We start from the raw sequence: 16,007 nt of genomic DNA, 5'->3' as shown, positions 1-16,007 counted from the left end.
CCGGGTGGCGGACGCAGAGCTCTCGGACCGCGACCGCGCCGTCCTCGCCCTGGAACGGGAGTCGTGGCCGGGGCCCGGCGCCAAGGAACGGGCCGTGCGCGAGCGGCTCGGCATCACGCCGACCCGCTACTACCAGCTGCTCAACGCCCTGCTGGACGACCCGCGCGCCCTCGCGCACGACCCCGTCACGGTCAACCGGCTGCGTCGGCTGCGCGACGCCCGCCGCGAGCGCCGCTGACGGTTCCGGTACGCCCCGCTCGGGAGCCCGGTAGGGTCGGGCGCATGGGCAGCCACCCTCTCCCGGAACCCGTGACCGCCGCCGGCCGCGACGGCCTCGCCGCACTGGTGAAACGGCCCGAACGCGCGGTCGTCGCGCTGGACTTCGACGGTACGCTCGCCGAGATCGTGCCCGATCCCGAGCAGGCCCGCGCCCACCCCGGGGCCGTGCCCGCGCTCGCCCGTATCGCCCCGCGCCTGGCCTCCGTCGCCGTGATCACCGGCCGTCCGGCCGGCGTCGCGGTGCGCTACGGCGGCTTCGCCGGGGTCCTGGGCCTGGAACACCTGGTCGTGCTCGGGCACTACGGCGCCGAGCGGTGGGACGCGGTGACCGGCACCGTACGGGCCCCCGCACCGCACCCGGGCGTTACGGCCGTGGAGGCTGAACTGCCGGGCGTGCTCGACGAATCCGGTGCCTGGCAGGGCACGTGGGTCGAGGACAAGGGGCGCGCCATCGCCGTCCACACCCGCCGCGCCGACGACCCGCAGGCCGCGTACGAGGCCCTGCTCGCCCCGCTCACCGAACTCGCCGGGCGGCACGGGCTGATCGTCGAACCGGGGCGGCTGGTGCTGGAGTTGCGCCCGCCGGGCGTCGACAAGGGTGCCGCCCTCGCGGAGTACGTGCGCGAGACCGGTGCCGAGTGCGTGCTGTACGCGGGCGACGACCTCGGCGACCTGGCCGCGTTCGCGGCGGTCGAGCGACTGCGGGCCGAGGGGACGGCGGGGCTGCTGGTGTGCAGCGGGAGCACGGAGGTCGCCGAGCTGGCGGCCCGGGCGGATGTGGTCGTGGACGGCCCGGGCGGAGTGGTCGCGCTGCTGGACGCCCTGGCGGGCCGGCTCGGGTGACCGTGCGCCGGCCCGCCCCATGGCGGAGCCGGCTCAATCGCCGTCCCCGGCCTCCTCCTTGGCCGCCGGCGGCGTCTTGCCGTCGTCCTTGACACCGACCGCGGCCAGGGCCGTGGTCCAGTCATGGGCGATGGCGCGCTGGACCTTCGTCAGGTCCGCCTTGCCCGAGCAGATCGCGTTCTTCAGCTTGGTCTCGACCACGTCCTTGGGGTTGTTGGGCCCCGCGCCCTCCTTGTGGCCGGGGGAGGGGGGCTCGATCCAGAGATTGCGGGGGTCGTTGGGGTCGCCGCCGAGCTGGAGGCTGATGAGGTGGTCGTACTCGGCGTCCCGCATGGTGCCCTTGTAGCCGTAGGACTTCGCGTTGTCGGCCTTCTCGCGGTTGGTGACGCTCACCGGCGGGCGGATGCCCTTGGTGTAACCGCTCTGGCAGATCGTTTCTTTGATGGTGGCCTGGGTGACCTTCGGATTGGTCGCGCCCGGTGTGCACTTGGGGTCCGGGAGCGGCTCCTTGTTGGCCGTGTAGTGGTAGGCGCAGGTGCCCGGGGCGGGCTGCTGCTGCGCGGTGTACGTCTTCTGCGGACCGGACCCGACCGGCACGGCCTGCCCGGTGACGCCCTCGGACGAGGACGGTCCGCCGGACGCCTTGCCCTGGTCGCCGGACGCGGACGGCGCGGAGGAGTCCTTGGCGTCGGACTTCTTGCCGGAATCGGAGGAACAGCCGGTGGTGGTGACGGCGACGAGGGCGGCAGCGGCCGCCGCAAGTGCCAGCCAGCGCGGAGCAATTGACATGATCACATGTGTACCCCGGGTCGTGGTGGTCCAGCCAGCCCCGGCGAAGCGCGGACGGCGCACACTCCGGCGCGCCGCGCCGCTCGCGCCCCACCCTTTACAGACTTTTACAGATGCCCCTGCCCCTTACAGGCGTTCCAGGGCCCGTAGTTGGTCGAGGAACCAGCGTGCGGGCGGCAGGGCCGTCGCCGCGGCGGCCAGCCGCTTGGTGCGGTCCGCCCGTTCGGCGGGTTCCATCAGCAGGGCCTCGTGCAGGGCCCGGGCCGTGGCCTCCACGTCGTAGGGGTTGACCAGCAGGGATTCCTCGGCGAGTTCGGCCGCGGCGCCGGCCTCCCGGGAGAGCACCAGCGCACAGCCGTGGTCGGAGACGACCGGCATCTCCTTGGCGACCAGGTTCATGCCGTCGCGGATCGGGTTGACCAGGGCCACGTCGGCCATCCGGTAGGCGGCCAGCGAGCGGGCGAAGTCGTCCTTGACGTGCAGGTCGACCGGCTGCCAACCGTCCGTGCCGAAGGTTTCGTTGATCTCCGCGGCGACCCGTTCGACGGTGGCGGTGTACTCGCGGTAGACCGCCAGGTCCTGCCGCGAGGGGTAGGCGAAGGCGATGTGCACCACCCGGCCGTGCCACTGCGGGTGGTCCTCGAGCAGCCGCCGGTAGGCGTGCAGGCCGCGCACGATGTTCTTGGACAGCTCGGTGCGGTCCACGCGCACGATCGTCTTGCGGTCCGGGCCGATCCGCTCGCGCAGCACGGCCAGGCGCTCCTCGACGTCCGGCCGGTGCGCGCGCTCCCGCAGGAAGTCCGCGTCCGCGCCGAGGCCGTGCACGCCGAGCCGGGTCGTACGGCCCTCGAAGCGGACGGCCACCGCCGTGCCGTCCTCGTACAGCGGCTCCGCGCCCAGCACCCGGGCGCAGCACGCGGCGAAGGCCTCGGCCCAGCGCCGGGTGAGGAATCCCGCGCGGTCGCCGCCGAGGATGCCGCGCAGCACCTGCGCGGCCACGTCGTCGGGCAGCAGGGCGTAGTAGTCCGGCGGGGCCCAGGGGGTGTGGGAGAAGTGCCCGATCCGCAGGTCGGGCCGCCGCTCGCGCAACAGGCCGGGAACCAGCGCGAGATGGTAGTCCTGCACCAGGGCGACCGCGCCCTCGGCCGCCTCCTCGGCGAGCGTGTCCGCGAAGGCGGCGTTGTAGGCCTCGTACGCCGCCCACTGGGCGCGGAAGCGGTCGTCGAAGACGGGCTCGAGCGGGGTCTGGTAGAGCATGTGATGGACGAACCACAGCACGGAGTTGGCGATGCCGTTGTACGCGGCGGAGAAGGTCTCCGGCGCGATGTCCAGCATCCGCACCCGGTGGCCGCCGGTGTCGGCGGCGTCGAGTCTGCCGCCCGACCGCCGTGCCGCGCGGCGGTCCCCCTCGCCGAGCGCGGCGCACACCCATAGCGCGCCGGAACCGGAGGGCAGGGCGCTGAGCCCCGACACCAGACCCCCGCCGCCCCGGCCGGCCGTCAGCGTGCCGTCCTCGTCCAGCCGGTACGAGACGGGGCCCCGATTGGAGGCCACGACGATCGGGGCGGAGTGCGTGTGCTCGGCAACCATGACGCGAGCCTTGCCGCCGCGCGATCCGCGCAAACGTACGCTTACGCCGCGCGGTGCCGCGCGTACTCGGGGATGTCCGCCATGGGGGGGCGTTCCTCGGTGTCCACTGCATAGATGCGCGGAACGAAGCCCTCCGCCGTGCGCTCGAATTGCGTGAGCACCGGCCGTACCAGGGGCGCGCGGGCCAGCCGCAGCTGTGCGGTGCGGTAGATCGCGGCGGCCATCCGGCCGAGGGCCAGGCCGTCCTGATGGCGGTGCTTGCGTACGCCCACGTCCACCTGGGCCATCGCGTCCAGGCCCACCGTGTGCAGTGCGTCCACCAGCAGCCCGAGCTCGACGCCGTAGCCGACGGGGAACGGCAGCCGCTCCAGCAGGTCGCGTCGCGCCGCGTACTCGCCGCCCAGCGGCTGGACGAAGCCGGCCAGCTGCGGCCAGTGCAGGTTCAGCAGCGGGCGGGCCACCAGCTCGGTCACCCGGCCGCCCTGGCCCGCCGTCGTGCCGAGCGGACGGTCGTACATGCCCTTGACGAAGGCGACGTCCGGGTCGGTCAGCAGCGGGCCGATGATCCCCGAGACGAAGGACGCCGAGAATTCGCGCAGGTCGGCGTCGATGAAGCACACGATGTCGCCGGTCGTCACCAGCAGCGACCGCCACAGCACCTCGCCCTTGCCGGGCATCGCGGGCAGCCGCGGCAGCACGCTGTCCCGGTGCACGACGCGCGCCCCGGCCGCCGCCGCGACCTCGGACGTACGGTCCGTGGAGCCGGAGTCCAGCACCACCAGCTCGTCCACCAGCGGCACGGCCCGGGTCATCAGCTCGCGGCGGATCGTGGCGGCGATCTCGCCGACCGTCGCCTCCTCGTTCAGCGCGGGCAGCACCACGCTGACCGTGGTCCCGGTGTCCCGCTTGGCGGCGAGCAGCCGGTCGAGCGGGCGGTCGGCCGCCGACCAGGACCGCCGGGACAGCCAGCGTTCCACCTCTTCCAGCACGTGCACGACTCCTTGTTTGTGATGCATCTCGCGTTACGGACGGCCCTCTCTCGGGCCGGGGCCTTCGGTTACAGTCTTGAACAACGCGGACGGCTCCCGTATGTCGGGGTCGTCGCGCGCACAAACGCCCGGGCCATGCCCGGGCCATACCGCTCATCCAGAGGGGCAGAGGGACACGGCCCGTTGAAGCCCCGGCAACCCTCCAGCCGGTCTCGTTCTCGAACGCGAGGCTCCCGGCGGGGAAGGTGCCAATTCCGTCTCGTGGCGAGGTTCGCCACGGGGAAGATGAGGAGAAAGGGCCTCGCCTCCATGGCTGTGCAAGCCGTTGAACGCGTTACTTCTTTCGGTCCCGCCGTCGCGCTCTCCTGCCGCGAGTGCGGCGAGCGCGTCGCTCTCGGGCCGGTCTTCGCCTGTGTCGCCTGCTTCGGTCCGCTCGAGGTGGCGTACGAACTGCCGGGCGGTGACCCTGAGGCGCTGCGGCGCCGGATCGAGTCCGGTCCGCCGAACATCTGGCGCTATGCCCCGCTGCTGCCCGTCCCCGAGGACGTCGCGGACCGGCCGAACCTCAACCCCGGCTTCACCAAGCTGGTCAAGGCCGACAACCTCGCCCGCGAACTGGGCGTCACGGGTGAGCTGTTCGTCAAGGACGACTCCGGCAACCCGACGCATTCCTTCAAGGACCGTGTCGTCGCGATCGCCGTCGAGGCGGCACGTGCCTTCGGCTTCACGACGCTGTCCTGCTCGTCGACGGGCAACCTGGCCGGTGCGGTGGGTGCCGCGGCGGCGCGGGCGGGGCTGCGGTCGTGCGTGTTCATCCCGCACGACCTCGAGACGGGCAAGGTCGTCATGGCCGCGGTCTACGGCGGCGACCTCGTCGGCATCGAGGGCACGTACGACGACGTGAACCGCTTCTGCTCCGAGCTGATCGGGGATCCGGCGGGTGAGGGGTGGGGGTTCGTCAACGTCAACCTCCGCCCGTACTACGGGGAGGGGTCGAAGACCCTGGCGTACGAGATCTGCGAGCAGCTGGGGTGGCGGCTGCCGGACCAGATCGTGGTTCCCGTCGCCTCCGGGTCGCAACTGACGAAGGTCGACAAGGGGTTGCGGGAGCTGATCGCGCTCGGGCTGGTCGAGGACCGCCCGTACCGGATCTTCGGTGCGCAGGCGGAGGGGTGCTCGCCGGTGTCGCGGGCGTTCAAGGACGGCCATGACGTGGTGCGGCCGGTGCGGCCGGACACGATCGCCAAGTCGCTCGCGATCGGCAATCCGGCGGACGGGCCGTACGTCCTCGACATCGCCCGGAGGACGGGCGGGGCCGTCGAGGATGTGACGGACGCGGAAGTGGTGGACGCGATCCGGGTGTTGGCCCGTACGGAGGGGATCTTCGCGGAGACCGCGGGCGGGGTGACGGTCGGGGTCACCCGCAAGCTGATCGACTCCGGTGCGCTGGATCCGGGGCTGACCACGGTCGTGCTGAACACGGGCGACGGTCTCAAGACGCTTGACGCGGTGGCGGCGGGGCCGACGGCGACGATCCGCCCGTCGCTGGACGCGTTTCGCTCCGCGGGGCTCTAAGGGTTTGTGCCCCGGCCCCGCCCTTTCGCCGTTTCCTGGGGCTGCGCCCCAGACCCCGCTTGTCGCGGCTTCGCCGCTCGGCCTCAAACGCCGGCCGGGCTGGAATTCAGCCCGGTTTCGGGGTCCGGGGCGGAGCCCCGGAGGAAACGGTGAAAGGGCGGGACCGGGGCACCCTCTGCCCACAGCAACCACCCACCACCCGAAAGGCGAACAACCCCATGAGCGTGACAGTCCGCATTCCCACCATCCTCCGCACTTACACCTCCGGCCAGGCGGAGGTTTCCGCCGACGGGGCCACCCTCGGTGAGGTGATCGCGTCGCTCGAGCACAACCACCCCGGCATCGCCGCCCGTGTCCTCGATGAGGGCGGCCGGCTGCGCCGGTTCGTGAATGTCTACGTCAACGACGACGACGTCCGCTTCGAGGGCGGCCTCGAAGCGGCGACGCCGGACGGCGCAGGCGTCTCGATCATCCCGGCCGTCGCGGGCGGCTGACTTTTTCCCCTTCTTCACAACTGCCCAGTGCGACACGGCAATCGCCCCGTCCGGAACCGGACGGGGCGATTCCGTCTGTTGAACCGCGATACAGTTGGGCCGTTCCCCCTCCGGTGTCAGTGCCGAACGCATATGAGAACCCGTCAAGTTGCGCAGGAAATATGCGCGTTAATTGTCGGGTTGGTTGGGGTGTGTCCGGTCCGACTTGCCCTGGAACATCCGCAGTTCACCCAATCTTTCCGATCGGCCACCCTCCGATTTCTCGTCCTTCTGACCTGTTGCAGACGGCATCCGTGCAGATACATTCAGCCGCGGTCGACGCGTTCCGGCGCACACCCCCACCTGTCGGGGGTGAGGTCTGACCCGGGCCCGCGAAGTGCGGTCCTGTGCAAGGGCCAGTAATAGGGGAGTTAGGCATGGCTCAGGGCACCGTCAAGTGGTTCAACGCGGAGAAGGGGTACGGCTTCATCGCGGTCGACGGTGGTGCGGATGTTTTCGTCCACTACAGCGCGATCCAGATGGACGGTTACCGCACCCTCGAGGAAGGGCAGCGGGTCGAGTTCGAGATCTCGCAGGGCCAGAAGGGGCCTCAGGCGGACATGGTGAAGCTGGCCGTCTGACCCGCGACGCATCGACCACCCGGTCATCCGATTTGTGCGAAGGGCCCGTACCTCGTGGGTACGGGCCCTTCGCATGCCCGCTCGCATCCCCGGCGGAGCCCTGATTCCGGCCCCGGATATCCCTGAGTCGCTTGCACTCGGTGGGGCCGAGTGCTAATCATTGGGCTTAGCACTCTCCCAGTGAGAGTGACAGATTTGGACCGTCGGTGAGGTCGGCGAGTCGGGCGGGGCAAGGAACCGCCGGGCCCGTGGGCCGTCCGTCGCGGGCGCCGGTGCGGTCCGGAGCAATCCACCCCAGTCCGGGAGGACCACTTCACATGGCCAAGATCATCGCGTTCGACGAGGAGGCACGGCGCGGTCTCGAGCGCGGGATGAACCAGCTCGCCGACGCCGTCAAGGTCACCCTCGGCCCCAAGGGCCGCAACGTCGTCCTCGAGAAGAAGTGGGGCGCCCCCACGATCACCAACGATGGTGTGTCCATCGCCAAGGAGATCGAGCTCGAGGACCCGTACGAGAAGATCGGCGCCGAGCTGGTCAAGGAGGTCGCGAAGAAGACGGACGACGTCGCCGGTGACGGCACGACGACCGCGACCGTCCTCGCCCAGGCGCTGGTCCGCGAGGGCCTGCGCAACGTTGCCGCCGGCGCCAACCCGATGGCCCTGAAGCGCGGCATCGAGAAGGCCGTCGAGGCCGTCTCCGCCTCGCTGCTCGAGCAGGCCAAGGACGTGGAGACCAAGGAGCAGATCGCCTCCACCGCCTCCATCTCCGCCGCCGACACCCAGATCGGCGAGCTGATCGCCGAGGCCATGGACAAGGTCGGCAAGGAAGGCGTCATCACCGTCGAGGAGTCCCAGACCTTCGGTCTGGAGCTTGAGCTCACCGAGGGTATGCGCTTCGACAAGGGCTACATCTCGGCGTACTTCGCGACCGACATGGAGCGCATGGAGGCGTCCCTCGAGGACCCCTACATCCTCATCGTCAACTCCAAGGTCTCCGCGGTGAAGGACCTCCTTCCGCTGCTGGAGAAGGTCATGCAGTCCGGCAAGCCGCTGCTGATCATCGCCGAGGACGTCGAGGGCGAGGCCCTGTCCACGCTGGTCGTCAACAAGATCCGCGGCACCTTCAAGTCCGTCGCCGTCAAGGCCCCGGGCTTCGGCGACCGCCGCAAGGCCATGCTGGGCGACATCGCCATCCTCACCGGTGGCACGGTCATCTCCGAGGAGGTCGGCCTCAAGCTGGAGAACGCCGGTCTCGACCTGCTCGGCCGCGCCCGCAAGGTCGTCATCACCAAGGACGAGACGACCATCGTCGACGGTGCCGGTGACAGCGAGCAGGTCCAGGGCCGCGTCAACCAGATCCGCGCCGAGATCGAGAACAGCGACTCCGACTACGACCGCGAGAAGCTGCAGGAGCGTCTGGCGAAGCTGGCCGGCGGCGTGGCCGTCATCAAGGCCGGTGCCGCGACCGAGGTGGAGCTCAAGGAGCGCAAGCACCGCATCGAGGACGCCGTCCGCAACGCGAAGGCCGCCGTCGAGGAGGGCATCGTCGCCGGTGGTGGCGTGGCCCTGCTGCAGGCTTCCTCGGTCTTCGAGAAGCTGGACCTCGAGGGTGACGAGGCCACTGGTGCCGCCGCTGTGAAGCTGGCCCTGGAGGCCCCGCTCAAGCAGATCTCCGTGAACGCCGGCCTCGAGGGTGGCGTCATCGTGGAGAAGGTGCGCAACCTGGCCGTCGGCCACGGCCTGAACGCCGCGACCGGCGAGTACGTCGACATGATCGCCGAGGGCATCATCGACCCGGCGAAGGTGACGCGCTCCGCGCTGCAGAACGCCGCGTCCATCGCGGCGCTGTTCCTCACGACCGAGGCTGTCATTGCCGACAAGCCGGAGAAGGCCGCTGCGGCTGCTCCGGGTGGCATGCCGGGTGGTGAGATGGACTTCTGAGTCGCTTCGCGGCTCAGCGTCCATCGGACATGTACCGAGGGCGGTACCCCTGCTGGGGGTGCCGCCCTCGGGCGTTTTCCGGGGCTCCGCCCCGGACCCCGAACGCGGCTTCGCCGCGTGTCCTCAAACGCCGGACGGGCTGGATTTCGCGCCCGCGCTGGAGTTGTCCAGCGGGCTGGATGTGAACCCGAACAGATACGTCGCGGCGAAGCCGACCCCGTAGCCCACCAGCAAGCCCCCGCCGTACACGGCCGCTGCCTGCGGCAGGCCGCCGTGGTTGCCCCGCAGGAGGGGGAACAGGGCCCAGCCGGAGGGGCCGATGGCTGTGGTGCCCACCTGGTGGCCCAGTTGGCCCAGCAGGCCGACGAAGCCGCCCGCGAACGCGCCGCCGACGCAGGCGGTGGCGAACGGGCGGCCCAGCGGCAGGGAGACGCCGTAGATGAGCGGCTCGCCGATGCCCAGCAGGCCCGCCGGGAGGGCGGAGCGGACCACCCCGCGTACCGAGGGGAGCCGGACGTGCACGGCGAGGGCGGCGCCCACCTGGCCCGCGCCCGCCATGGAGAGGAGGGGGAGCAGGACCGTGTAGCCCTGTTCGGCGATGAGGGTGGTGTGGATGGGGATCAGGGCCTGGTGCAGGCCCAGCATCACCAGCGGCAGGAACAGCCCCCCGAGCACGAAGCCCGTGACGGCGCCGCCGTGCGTGAGCAGCCAGCCGGTGAAGTGGCCGATGGCGGCGGAGAGTTCACCGGCCGCGTACATCAGGCCGTAGACGGTGGCGAGGCCGGGGAGCAGGACCGTGAGGGCCGGGGTGAGCAGGGTGTCGAGGGCGGTGGGGACCACACGGCGGCAGGTACGCTCCACACCCACGGCCAGCAGCGCCGCGCACAGTGCGCCGATGACCCCGCCCTGGCCGGGGGACAGGGGGACGCCGAAGGCGTGCACGCGGCTCACACCCGGGTACATGACGACGGCCGCGACGGCACCGCCCAGCACCGGGGTCCCGCCGAACTCCTTGGCGGTGTTGTAGCCGACGAACACGGCGATCAGGGACATGAAGCCGGAGGAGACGGCGATGAGGGCAGGGGTGAGGGAAGGGGCCGGGTTCAGGCCTGCCAGGCCCGCGATGAGGCCGCAGCCGATGAGGGCCGGGATCAGGGGGATGAAGATCTGCGCGATGCGGCGCAGCATGTGTTTCAACGGGGTGGAGTTGCGGGCCTGTTGGGTGGTGCGGATGTGTGCGCCCCGGTCGGCGAGGAGCAGGGGCTCCAGCTCGGCGGCGGCGCGGGCGGCGGTGCCCGGACCGAGGACGATCTGGTAGGACGGGCCGTCCTCGACGACGCCCAAGACCCCTGGCAGCGCCCGTAGTCCGGCGTCCCGGACCAGCGCGCGGTCGTGGACGGTCAGGCGCAGACGGGTCATGCAGGCGGTGACGGTGGCGATGTTCCCGGGTCCGCCGAGGAGGGGGAGGAGGTCGGTGGTGATGGTGTCTGGTGCCATGGCGCCTTGCCTGGTGGGGGTTCCGGGTGGCCTCGGACGAGGTCGAGTGCCGCGCGCAGGTGACCGCCGGACTCTTCCAGCAGGCGGGCGGCGGTGGGGCCGTCGACCCCGCCGAGGAGGACGAGGATGGCGTTCTTCACCTCTCCGCCGGTCTCGCCCAGCGCGGCCCCGGCCTCCGTGTCGGAGGCGCCGGTGGCGAGCGAGACGATGTGCAGGGAGCGTGCGCGCAGTTTGTCGTTGGTGGCCCGGACGTCGACCATCAGGTTTCCGTAGGTCTTGCCGAGCCGGATCATGGTGATGGTCGAGAGCATGTTGAGGACGAGCTTCTGGGCGGTGCCCGCCTTCAACCGGGTGGATCCGGTGAGGAGTTCGGGGCCGACGACGACCTCGATGGCATGCTCGGCGGCGGCCCCGAGGGCCGAGGAGGCGTTGCAGGCCAGCCCGATGGTGAGCGCCCCGGCGCGGCGGGCGTGCCGGACAGCGCCGAGGGCGTAGGGCGTGCGGCCCGAGGCGGAGATGCCGACGACGGTGTCGTCGGGCCCGATCCGCAGGGCGTCCAGGTCCGCGGCGGCCGACTCCTCGTCGTCCTCGGCTCCTTCGACGGCCGTGACCAGGGCGGCGGGCCCGCCCGCGACGAGCCCGACCACCTGGCCGGGGCCGGTGTTGAACGTCGGCGGGCATTCGCTGGCGTCCAGCACCCCGAGCCGTCCGGCGGTGCCCGCGCCCGCGTAGACCAGCCGTCCGCCGCGTGCCATCCGGGCGGCCGTGGCGTCGATGGCCTCGGCTATCCGCGGGAGTTGGGCGCCGACGGCGGCGGCGACGGTGGCGTCGTCGGCGTTCATGATGCCGGCGATGGCGCGGGTGGGCAGCCGGTCGATGTCCGCGAGGTCGGGACGGAACTCCTCGGTGGTCAGCGCGGCGAGCTGGGCGCGGAGTGCGGCGAAGGCGGCGGTCGATGTCATGGCGAGGAGCCCTTCACCGGTTGGCGCGCGGGTCGTGGCGGTGGGCGAGTGCCTCGTAGGTGGCGGACAGGGCGGGGGCGGCGGTCGCGTACGTGTGCTGGGCGACGCCGATGAACAGGCAGTCCACGACGAGGAGTTGGCTGGTGCGGCTGGACATCGCCGCCGGGCGCAGCTCGCTCTCGCGGGCCGAGGAGGTGGTGAGCACATGGTCGGCGTACTGGGCGATCTCGGCGTCCGGGCGGCCGGTGACGGCGACCGTGGTGGCGCCGTGCTCGAAGGCGACCCGCAGCGGTTCGATGACGTCGGTGGTGCGCCCGGAGTGGGTGATGGCGATCGCCACGTCCCCGGCGCGGAGCTGGACCGCGTTGGTGACGGCCAGGTGGGGGTCGGCGGGCGCGTGGGCGATCAGGCCGATGCGGAGCAGCTTCTGGACGAGGTCCTGGCCGACGAGGTTGGAGGCCCCGATGCCGTACACGTCGATGCGCCGGGCGGTGGCGAGCGCGGCGACGGCCGACTCCAGCTGGGCGGTGTCGAGCCCGGCGGCGGTGTCGGCGAGGCACTGGGCCTCTTCCCGGGCGAGCTTGGCGACGACGTGGGCGAGCGGGTCGTCCACCGCGATGTCGGCGGTGACGGCGGGCGCCCGGCCCGCGGCCTGTTCGGCCGCGAGGGCGGCGAGGGCGAGCCGCAGGTCGCGGTAGCCGGGGTAGCCGAGGACGCGGGCGGTGCGCACGACGGTGGCCTCGCTGGTGCCGGTGCGCTCCGCGAGTCCGGTGACGGTGAGCGCGGCCGAGCCCGCCGGGTCGCCCACCACGGCGTCGGCGACGCGCTGCATGGAGCGGGTCATCGTGGGGGCGAGGGTGCGGACCTTGGCGGCCAGGGCCGTGGGGGCGGGTGGAGCGACGGTGAAAGTTTCTTTCAGTTTGCTGCTCACCCTCCGAAAGGTATTTTCGGCCCGATGTGCCGTCAAGCGTCCGCGTCCCGGACAATGGCACGCATGGAGCTCGAACAGGCACTGCACGCGGCGCGGGCACTCGTTCTCGCCGATCTGGCGGCCGGTGATGTGGCCGAGGCGGATGTCGTGTCGCTCGTCGAGGACGCGGTCGCGGGGCGGCGGTGGTGGGTCGAGCAGTGGCCCGAAGGCGCCGAGTACCTGGCCGGGCTGGTGGCCCAGGACGTCCAGGACGCGCTGCTCGACCGGTACGGCCGCTGGCCGCTGTGTCCTGTGTGCGCCGAGTCCGGCGACCTGCACGCGCTCGAGGTCGAGCCCGAGCTGGGGCCGGATCCGCACTGGGCGTGCGCCAAGCAGGCGGTGCTGGTGGCGCCGGTGGGCTCGCTGGCGTCGGTGCGGCGCGCGTGACGCTCTACGTCGACCCGCCGACCTGGCCCGGTCACGGCCGGATGTGGTCCCACCTGATCAGCGACACGGGCTTCGAGGAGCTGCACGCCTTCGCGGCCCGGCTCGGCCTGCCCGCCCGGGCCTTCGACCGCGACCACTACGACGTGCCGGAGACCTCGTACGCGGACGTGGTGCGGCAGGGCGCGATCGAGGCCAACAGCCGGGAGCTGGTGCGGTTGTTGCGGAGCGCGGGACTGCGCCGGCCCAAGGGCTTCGTACATCACACCGAGGGACCGTTTCGGCCGTCCTCGTACGAGTGACGTCGCGCATGTCGCGTCAGGTGCCGGGCAGCCGTGATGTGCCAGCACCGATGACCGGATAAGAGGTATTTCATGCGCCGTATCGCTGTCATGACCCTCGGAACCGCCGCGATCCTCGGCCTGTTGACCCCCGCCGACTCCTCCGCGCGCGGGCCGGCCCGCTCCCGTGCCCGTCAGACGGAGAGCAGCTCCAGCTCCGCCGCGAGATTGCGGCGGGCGGTGCGTTCCCAGAGCTCCTGACCTCGCGGGGTGCGGAACAGGCGGGGCAGGACCAGGAGTTGGCGCAGGATATCCGCGCGGCCGGCGCGGAAGGCGGCGTCGGGCACGAAGCCGTACTCCTGGCGGACGGCTGCCGCGTAGGCCGCGTAGTCCTGGGGACCGCCGCCGAGCACGGCGAGGTCCGCGTCGCACAGGACCTCGCCGTTGCGGTCGCCCGGGGCGGGGTCGTGGGTGACGGTGAGGCGGACGAGGCGGGCGACCTCGGCGGTACGGGCCTCGCCGACCCCCAGCTCCGGCAGGGCGCGCTCGGCGAGGCGGGCGCTGCGCTCCTCGTTCTCCGAGCGCTCGGGGAGGTAGACGACGTCGTGGAACCAGGCGGCGAGGCGTACGGCGGTGGCGTCCTCGGCGTGGCCGGCCAGCTCGTCGACGCGGTCCAGGACGGCGGCCAGGTGGGTGGGGGTGTGGTAGTGCCGCTGCGGTTCCGACCAGCGGGCGAGGAGGTTGTCCGCGTACCGCCCGTCGGGGTCCTCGGCGCGGGCCTGTGCGATCGCCTCGGCCCAGCGGGCGCGCAGGGCGGGGGCCGCCGGGTGTTCGGGTGCCGGGTGTTCGGGCGTGACTGCCATAGGCCAATTGTGTACGCCGATGGTGTGGCACGGCTTTCTGTAAGGGACACCGATGTGGCACTCTGTGCTACATGTCTAGACCAATTCTCGAAGTGATCGCGCTGGGCCCCGAGGACGCGGTGGCCGCGCAGGCCGGCGGGGCGGACCGGCTCGAGCTGGTCAGTGACATGGCCTCCGACGGCCTCACCCCGGCTCTGGCGACCTTCGTGGCGGTCCGGGACGCCGTCGACATCCCGGTGCGTGTGATGCTGCGCGCGGCGGACGGGTTCGCCGTCGGCGGTGCCGCGGCGCTGGCCGCGCTGTGCGCGGACGCGCGGGCGCTGCGTGCCGAGGGGGCGCGGGAGTTCGTCCTCGGCTTCCTGGCCGAGGACGGCCGGGCGGACCTGCCGGCCGTGGCCGCGCTGACCGATGTGCTCGGGCCGCGGGCGCGGTGGACGTTCCACCGCGCCATCGACCGGGCCGCCGACCGCGACGCGCTCCGCAAGCAGCTCGCGGACCAGCCGGGGCTGGACACCTACCTCACGGCCGGCTCCGCGTCCGGCGTTGACGACGGCCTGGCCACGCTGCTGGCCGAGGCGGGCCGGGGCGACGAACCGGGGTACGAGCCGCGGATCATGGCCGGCGGCGGGCTGAAGCTCAAGCACGTGCCGGTGCTGCGGGCCGCGGGCATCGATGCCTTTCACATCGGCGGCGCGGCGCGTCCCGCGGGCTGGGACTCGCCGGTCGACGCGGCGGCCGTACGGGTCTGGCGCGAGGCGCTCGACGCGGCGTAGGCGGGAGTGGTGGTGCGGGCGGTCGTCGCCCGCGCGATGACGACGGACGCCACCGCGAGCACCGCTCCCGCGAGCGGGAACCAGTGCGCGCCGAACAGCGCGATGGCCAGGCTGCCGGTGCCGCCGGCCGCGGCGATGCCGAGGTAGAGCGCGCTGCTGTTGAGGGAGATGAGCAGCGGTGCGCTCGGCGGGTCGATGGAGGCCAGCCGGTGCGGGAGGGCGACGCCGACGGCCCAGCCGACGACCGGGGTGACCACGCTGTAGACGAGCGTGCCCGGCATCGTCCGCGACAGCCAGGGCAGCGCGGCGAAGGCGAGTGCCACGGTCGTGCCGCCGGTGATCAGGACCGCGCGCACCCCGGCCCGGTCGACCGCCCGGCCGCCGAGCCAGCTGCCCGCGACCGAGGCGACGCCGTACACCAGCAGGACCAGGCTGAGCTGGTTCTGGTCGCCGCCCGTTGCCGGGCGGACGGCGGTGGCCAGATAGATGTAGACGGTGTTGAAGGCGAGGAAGAAGACGAACGTCGTGGCGGCCGCGCCGACGACGCGGCGGTCTCGCAGGGGTGCGAGGCGCTCGCGGAGGCCGGGCGCGGTGGCCGTGGCGGGCAGTCCGCGCAGCAGGGCGGCGAGTCCGATGAACGCGGCGGTGCCGAGTGCCACGACGAGCCACATCGTCCAGCGCCAGTCGGTGCGGCCGATCCAGGCGCCGAGCGGGACGCCGAGTGCGGTGGCCACGGTCATGCCGCCGAGCACGGTGGCGATGGCCCGTCCGCGCCGCTCCGGCGGCACGAGGCCGACGGCTACCGCGTTCGCGGTCGGGGTGTAGAGCGCGGCCCCGGCGGCGGCGAGCACGCGGGTGGCGAGCAGGGTGGGGTAGTCGGGGGCGACGGCGGTCAGCGCGTTGGCCGCCGTGAACACCGCGAGCGCGGTGAGCAGCAGTGTGCGGCGCGGCCAGCGGGCCGTCAGCGCGGCGAGTACGGGCGCGAGAAGCGCGTACGCGAGCGCGAACACGGTGACCGCCTGGCCCGCGGCCGAGACGGAGACGTCCATGTCGCGGGCGATCCCGTCGAGGATCCCCGCCATGACCATGGAGTCGGTGCCCATGGCGAAGGTGCCGAGGGCGAGCAGGAGCAGGCGCAGACGCACGGATGTCCCTTCC

17 protein-coding genes and 1 riboswitch are annotated in these 16,007 nt (G+C 72.2%); of the genes, 9 read left to right on the top strand and 8 right to left on the bottom strand.

Going from position 1 to position 16,007, the window contains the following annotated elements:
- Window positions 1–4: 4 nt before the first annotated feature.
- A complete protein-coding gene (locus tag ACV530_RS15860) occupies window positions 5–238 on the top strand; it encodes a DUF3263 domain-containing protein (protein ID WP_494333102.1) in 234 nt (77 codons plus the stop codon).
- Between the two features lie 44 nt (window positions 239–282).
- Window positions 283–1,122 (top strand): trehalose-phosphatase, encoded by an 840-nt coding sequence (gene otsB, locus ACV530_RS15855; protein WP_494333101.1) that lies wholly within the window; start codon window positions 283–285, stop codon window positions 1,120–1,122.
- Window positions 1,123–1,155: 33 nt separating this feature from the next.
- Here the strand turns inward: otsB and ACV530_RS15850 are convergent, their stop codons facing one another.
- The 3 genes from ACV530_RS15850 to ACV530_RS15840 all read right to left on the bottom strand — a co-directional run bounded on the left by ACV530_RS15850 (window position 1,156) and on the right by ACV530_RS15840 (window position 4,490).
- A complete protein-coding gene (locus ACV530_RS15850) occupies window positions 1,156–1,911 on the bottom strand; it encodes a hypothetical protein (RefSeq protein WP_494333100.1) in 756 nt (251 codons plus the stop codon).
- A gap of 126 nt (window positions 1,912–2,037) precedes the next feature.
- A complete protein-coding gene (locus ACV530_RS15845) occupies window positions 2,038–3,501 on the bottom strand; it encodes an alpha,alpha-trehalose-phosphate synthase (UDP-forming) (protein ID WP_494333099.1) in 1,464 nt (487 codons plus the stop codon).
- A gap of 41 nt (window positions 3,502–3,542) precedes the next feature.
- Window positions 3,543–4,490, bottom strand: coding sequence for a glucosyl-3-phosphoglycerate synthase (locus ACV530_RS15840; RefSeq protein WP_494333098.1), 948 nt, complete (start codon window positions 4,488–4,490; stop codon window positions 3,543–3,545).
- A gap of 150 nt (window positions 4,491–4,640) precedes the next feature.
- A riboswitch (SAM riboswitch) is annotated at window positions 4,641–4,782 on the top strand.
- Between the two features lie 17 nt (window positions 4,783–4,799).
- Here ACV530_RS15840 and thrC point away from each other — a divergent pair.
- The 4 genes from thrC to groL all read left to right on the top strand — a co-directional run bounded on the left by thrC (window position 4,800) and on the right by groL (window position 9,119).
- Window positions 4,800–6,065, top strand: coding sequence for a threonine synthase (thrC, locus tag ACV530_RS15835; RefSeq protein ID WP_494333097.1), 1,266 nt, complete (start codon window positions 4,800–4,802; stop codon window positions 6,063–6,065).
- A 218-nt stretch (window positions 6,066–6,283) separates the two neighbouring features.
- Window positions 6,284–6,559 (top strand): MoaD/ThiS family protein, encoded by a 276-nt coding sequence (locus tag ACV530_RS15830; protein ID WP_494333096.1) that lies wholly within the window; start codon window positions 6,284–6,286, stop codon window positions 6,557–6,559.
- A 416-nt stretch (window positions 6,560–6,975) separates the two neighbouring features.
- A complete protein-coding gene (locus tag ACV530_RS15825; protein ID WP_005315736.1) occupies window positions 6,976–7,179 on the top strand; it encodes a cold-shock protein in 204 nt (67 codons plus the stop codon).
- A 317-nt stretch (window positions 7,180–7,496) separates the two neighbouring features.
- Window positions 7,497–9,119 (top strand): chaperonin GroEL, encoded by a 1,623-nt coding sequence (groL, locus tag ACV530_RS15820; RefSeq protein WP_494333095.1) that lies wholly within the window; start codon window positions 7,497–7,499, stop codon window positions 9,117–9,119.
- 123 nt (window positions 9,120–9,242) lie between these two features.
- On the opposite strand, the gene ACV530_RS15815 is transcribed toward groL, so the two are convergent.
- Genes ACV530_RS15815 through ACV530_RS15805 form a run of 3 tightly spaced genes read right to left on the bottom strand, consistent with a single transcriptional unit; the run spans window position 9,243 to window position 12,509 of the window.
- On the bottom strand, window positions 9,243–10,616 hold the full coding sequence (locus ACV530_RS15815) for a PTS transporter subunit EIIC (RefSeq protein ID WP_494333094.1): 1,374 nt from the start codon (window positions 10,614–10,616) through the stop codon (window positions 9,243–9,245).
- On the bottom strand, window positions 10,535–11,578 hold the full coding sequence (murQ, locus tag ACV530_RS15810; RefSeq protein WP_494333093.1) for an N-acetylmuramic acid 6-phosphate etherase: 1,044 nt from the start codon (window positions 11,576–11,578) through the stop codon (window positions 10,535–10,537). Before murQ ends, ACV530_RS15815 begins: the two co-directional genes overlap by 82 nt.
- 13 nt (window positions 11,579–11,591) lie before the next feature.
- The gene (locus ACV530_RS15805) at window positions 11,592–12,509 is read right to left on the bottom strand and encodes a MurR/RpiR family transcriptional regulator (RefSeq protein WP_494333092.1); all 918 of its coding nucleotides are present in this window, start codon (window positions 12,507–12,509) and stop codon (window positions 11,592–11,594) included.
- Window positions 12,510–12,572: 63 nt separating this feature from the next.
- Between ACV530_RS15805 and ACV530_RS15800 the strand changes: the two genes are divergently transcribed.
- Both ACV530_RS15800 and ACV530_RS15795 read left to right on the top strand, forming a co-directional pair.
- The gene (locus tag ACV530_RS15800; RefSeq protein ID WP_494333091.1) at window positions 12,573–12,935 is read left to right on the top strand and encodes a DUF8819 family protein; all 363 of its coding nucleotides are present in this window, start codon (window positions 12,573–12,575) and stop codon (window positions 12,933–12,935) included.
- On the top strand, window positions 12,932–13,234 hold the full coding sequence (locus ACV530_RS15795; RefSeq protein WP_494333090.1) for a DUF4031 domain-containing protein: 303 nt from the start codon (window positions 12,932–12,934) through the stop codon (window positions 13,232–13,234). The genes ACV530_RS15800 and ACV530_RS15795 overlap by 4 nt, the downstream gene beginning before the upstream one ends.
- Window positions 13,235–13,407: 173 nt before the next feature.
- On the opposite strand, the gene ACV530_RS15790 is transcribed toward ACV530_RS15795, so the two are convergent.
- Window positions 13,408–14,076, bottom strand: a complete 669-nt coding sequence (locus ACV530_RS15790) for an HD domain-containing protein (protein WP_494333089.1) — start codon at window positions 14,074–14,076, stop codon at window positions 13,408–13,410.
- A gap of 71 nt (window positions 14,077–14,147) precedes the next feature.
- Between ACV530_RS15790 and ACV530_RS15785 the strand changes: the two genes are divergently transcribed.
- A complete protein-coding gene (locus tag ACV530_RS15785) occupies window positions 14,148–14,849 on the top strand; it encodes a copper homeostasis protein CutC (RefSeq protein WP_494333088.1) in 702 nt (233 codons plus the stop codon).
- Here ACV530_RS15785 and ACV530_RS15780 read toward each other — a convergent pair.
- On the bottom strand, window positions 14,756–15,994 hold the full coding sequence (locus ACV530_RS15780; protein ID WP_494333087.1) for an MFS transporter: 1,239 nt from the start codon (window positions 15,992–15,994) through the stop codon (window positions 14,756–14,758). The genes ACV530_RS15785 and ACV530_RS15780 overlap by 94 nt on opposite strands.
- Window positions 15,995–16,007: the final 13 nt, after the last annotated feature.

The organism is Streptomyces sp. SX-6, assembly GCF_059089585.1.
This window is presented reverse-complemented; position numbering and strand designations above follow the sequence as displayed.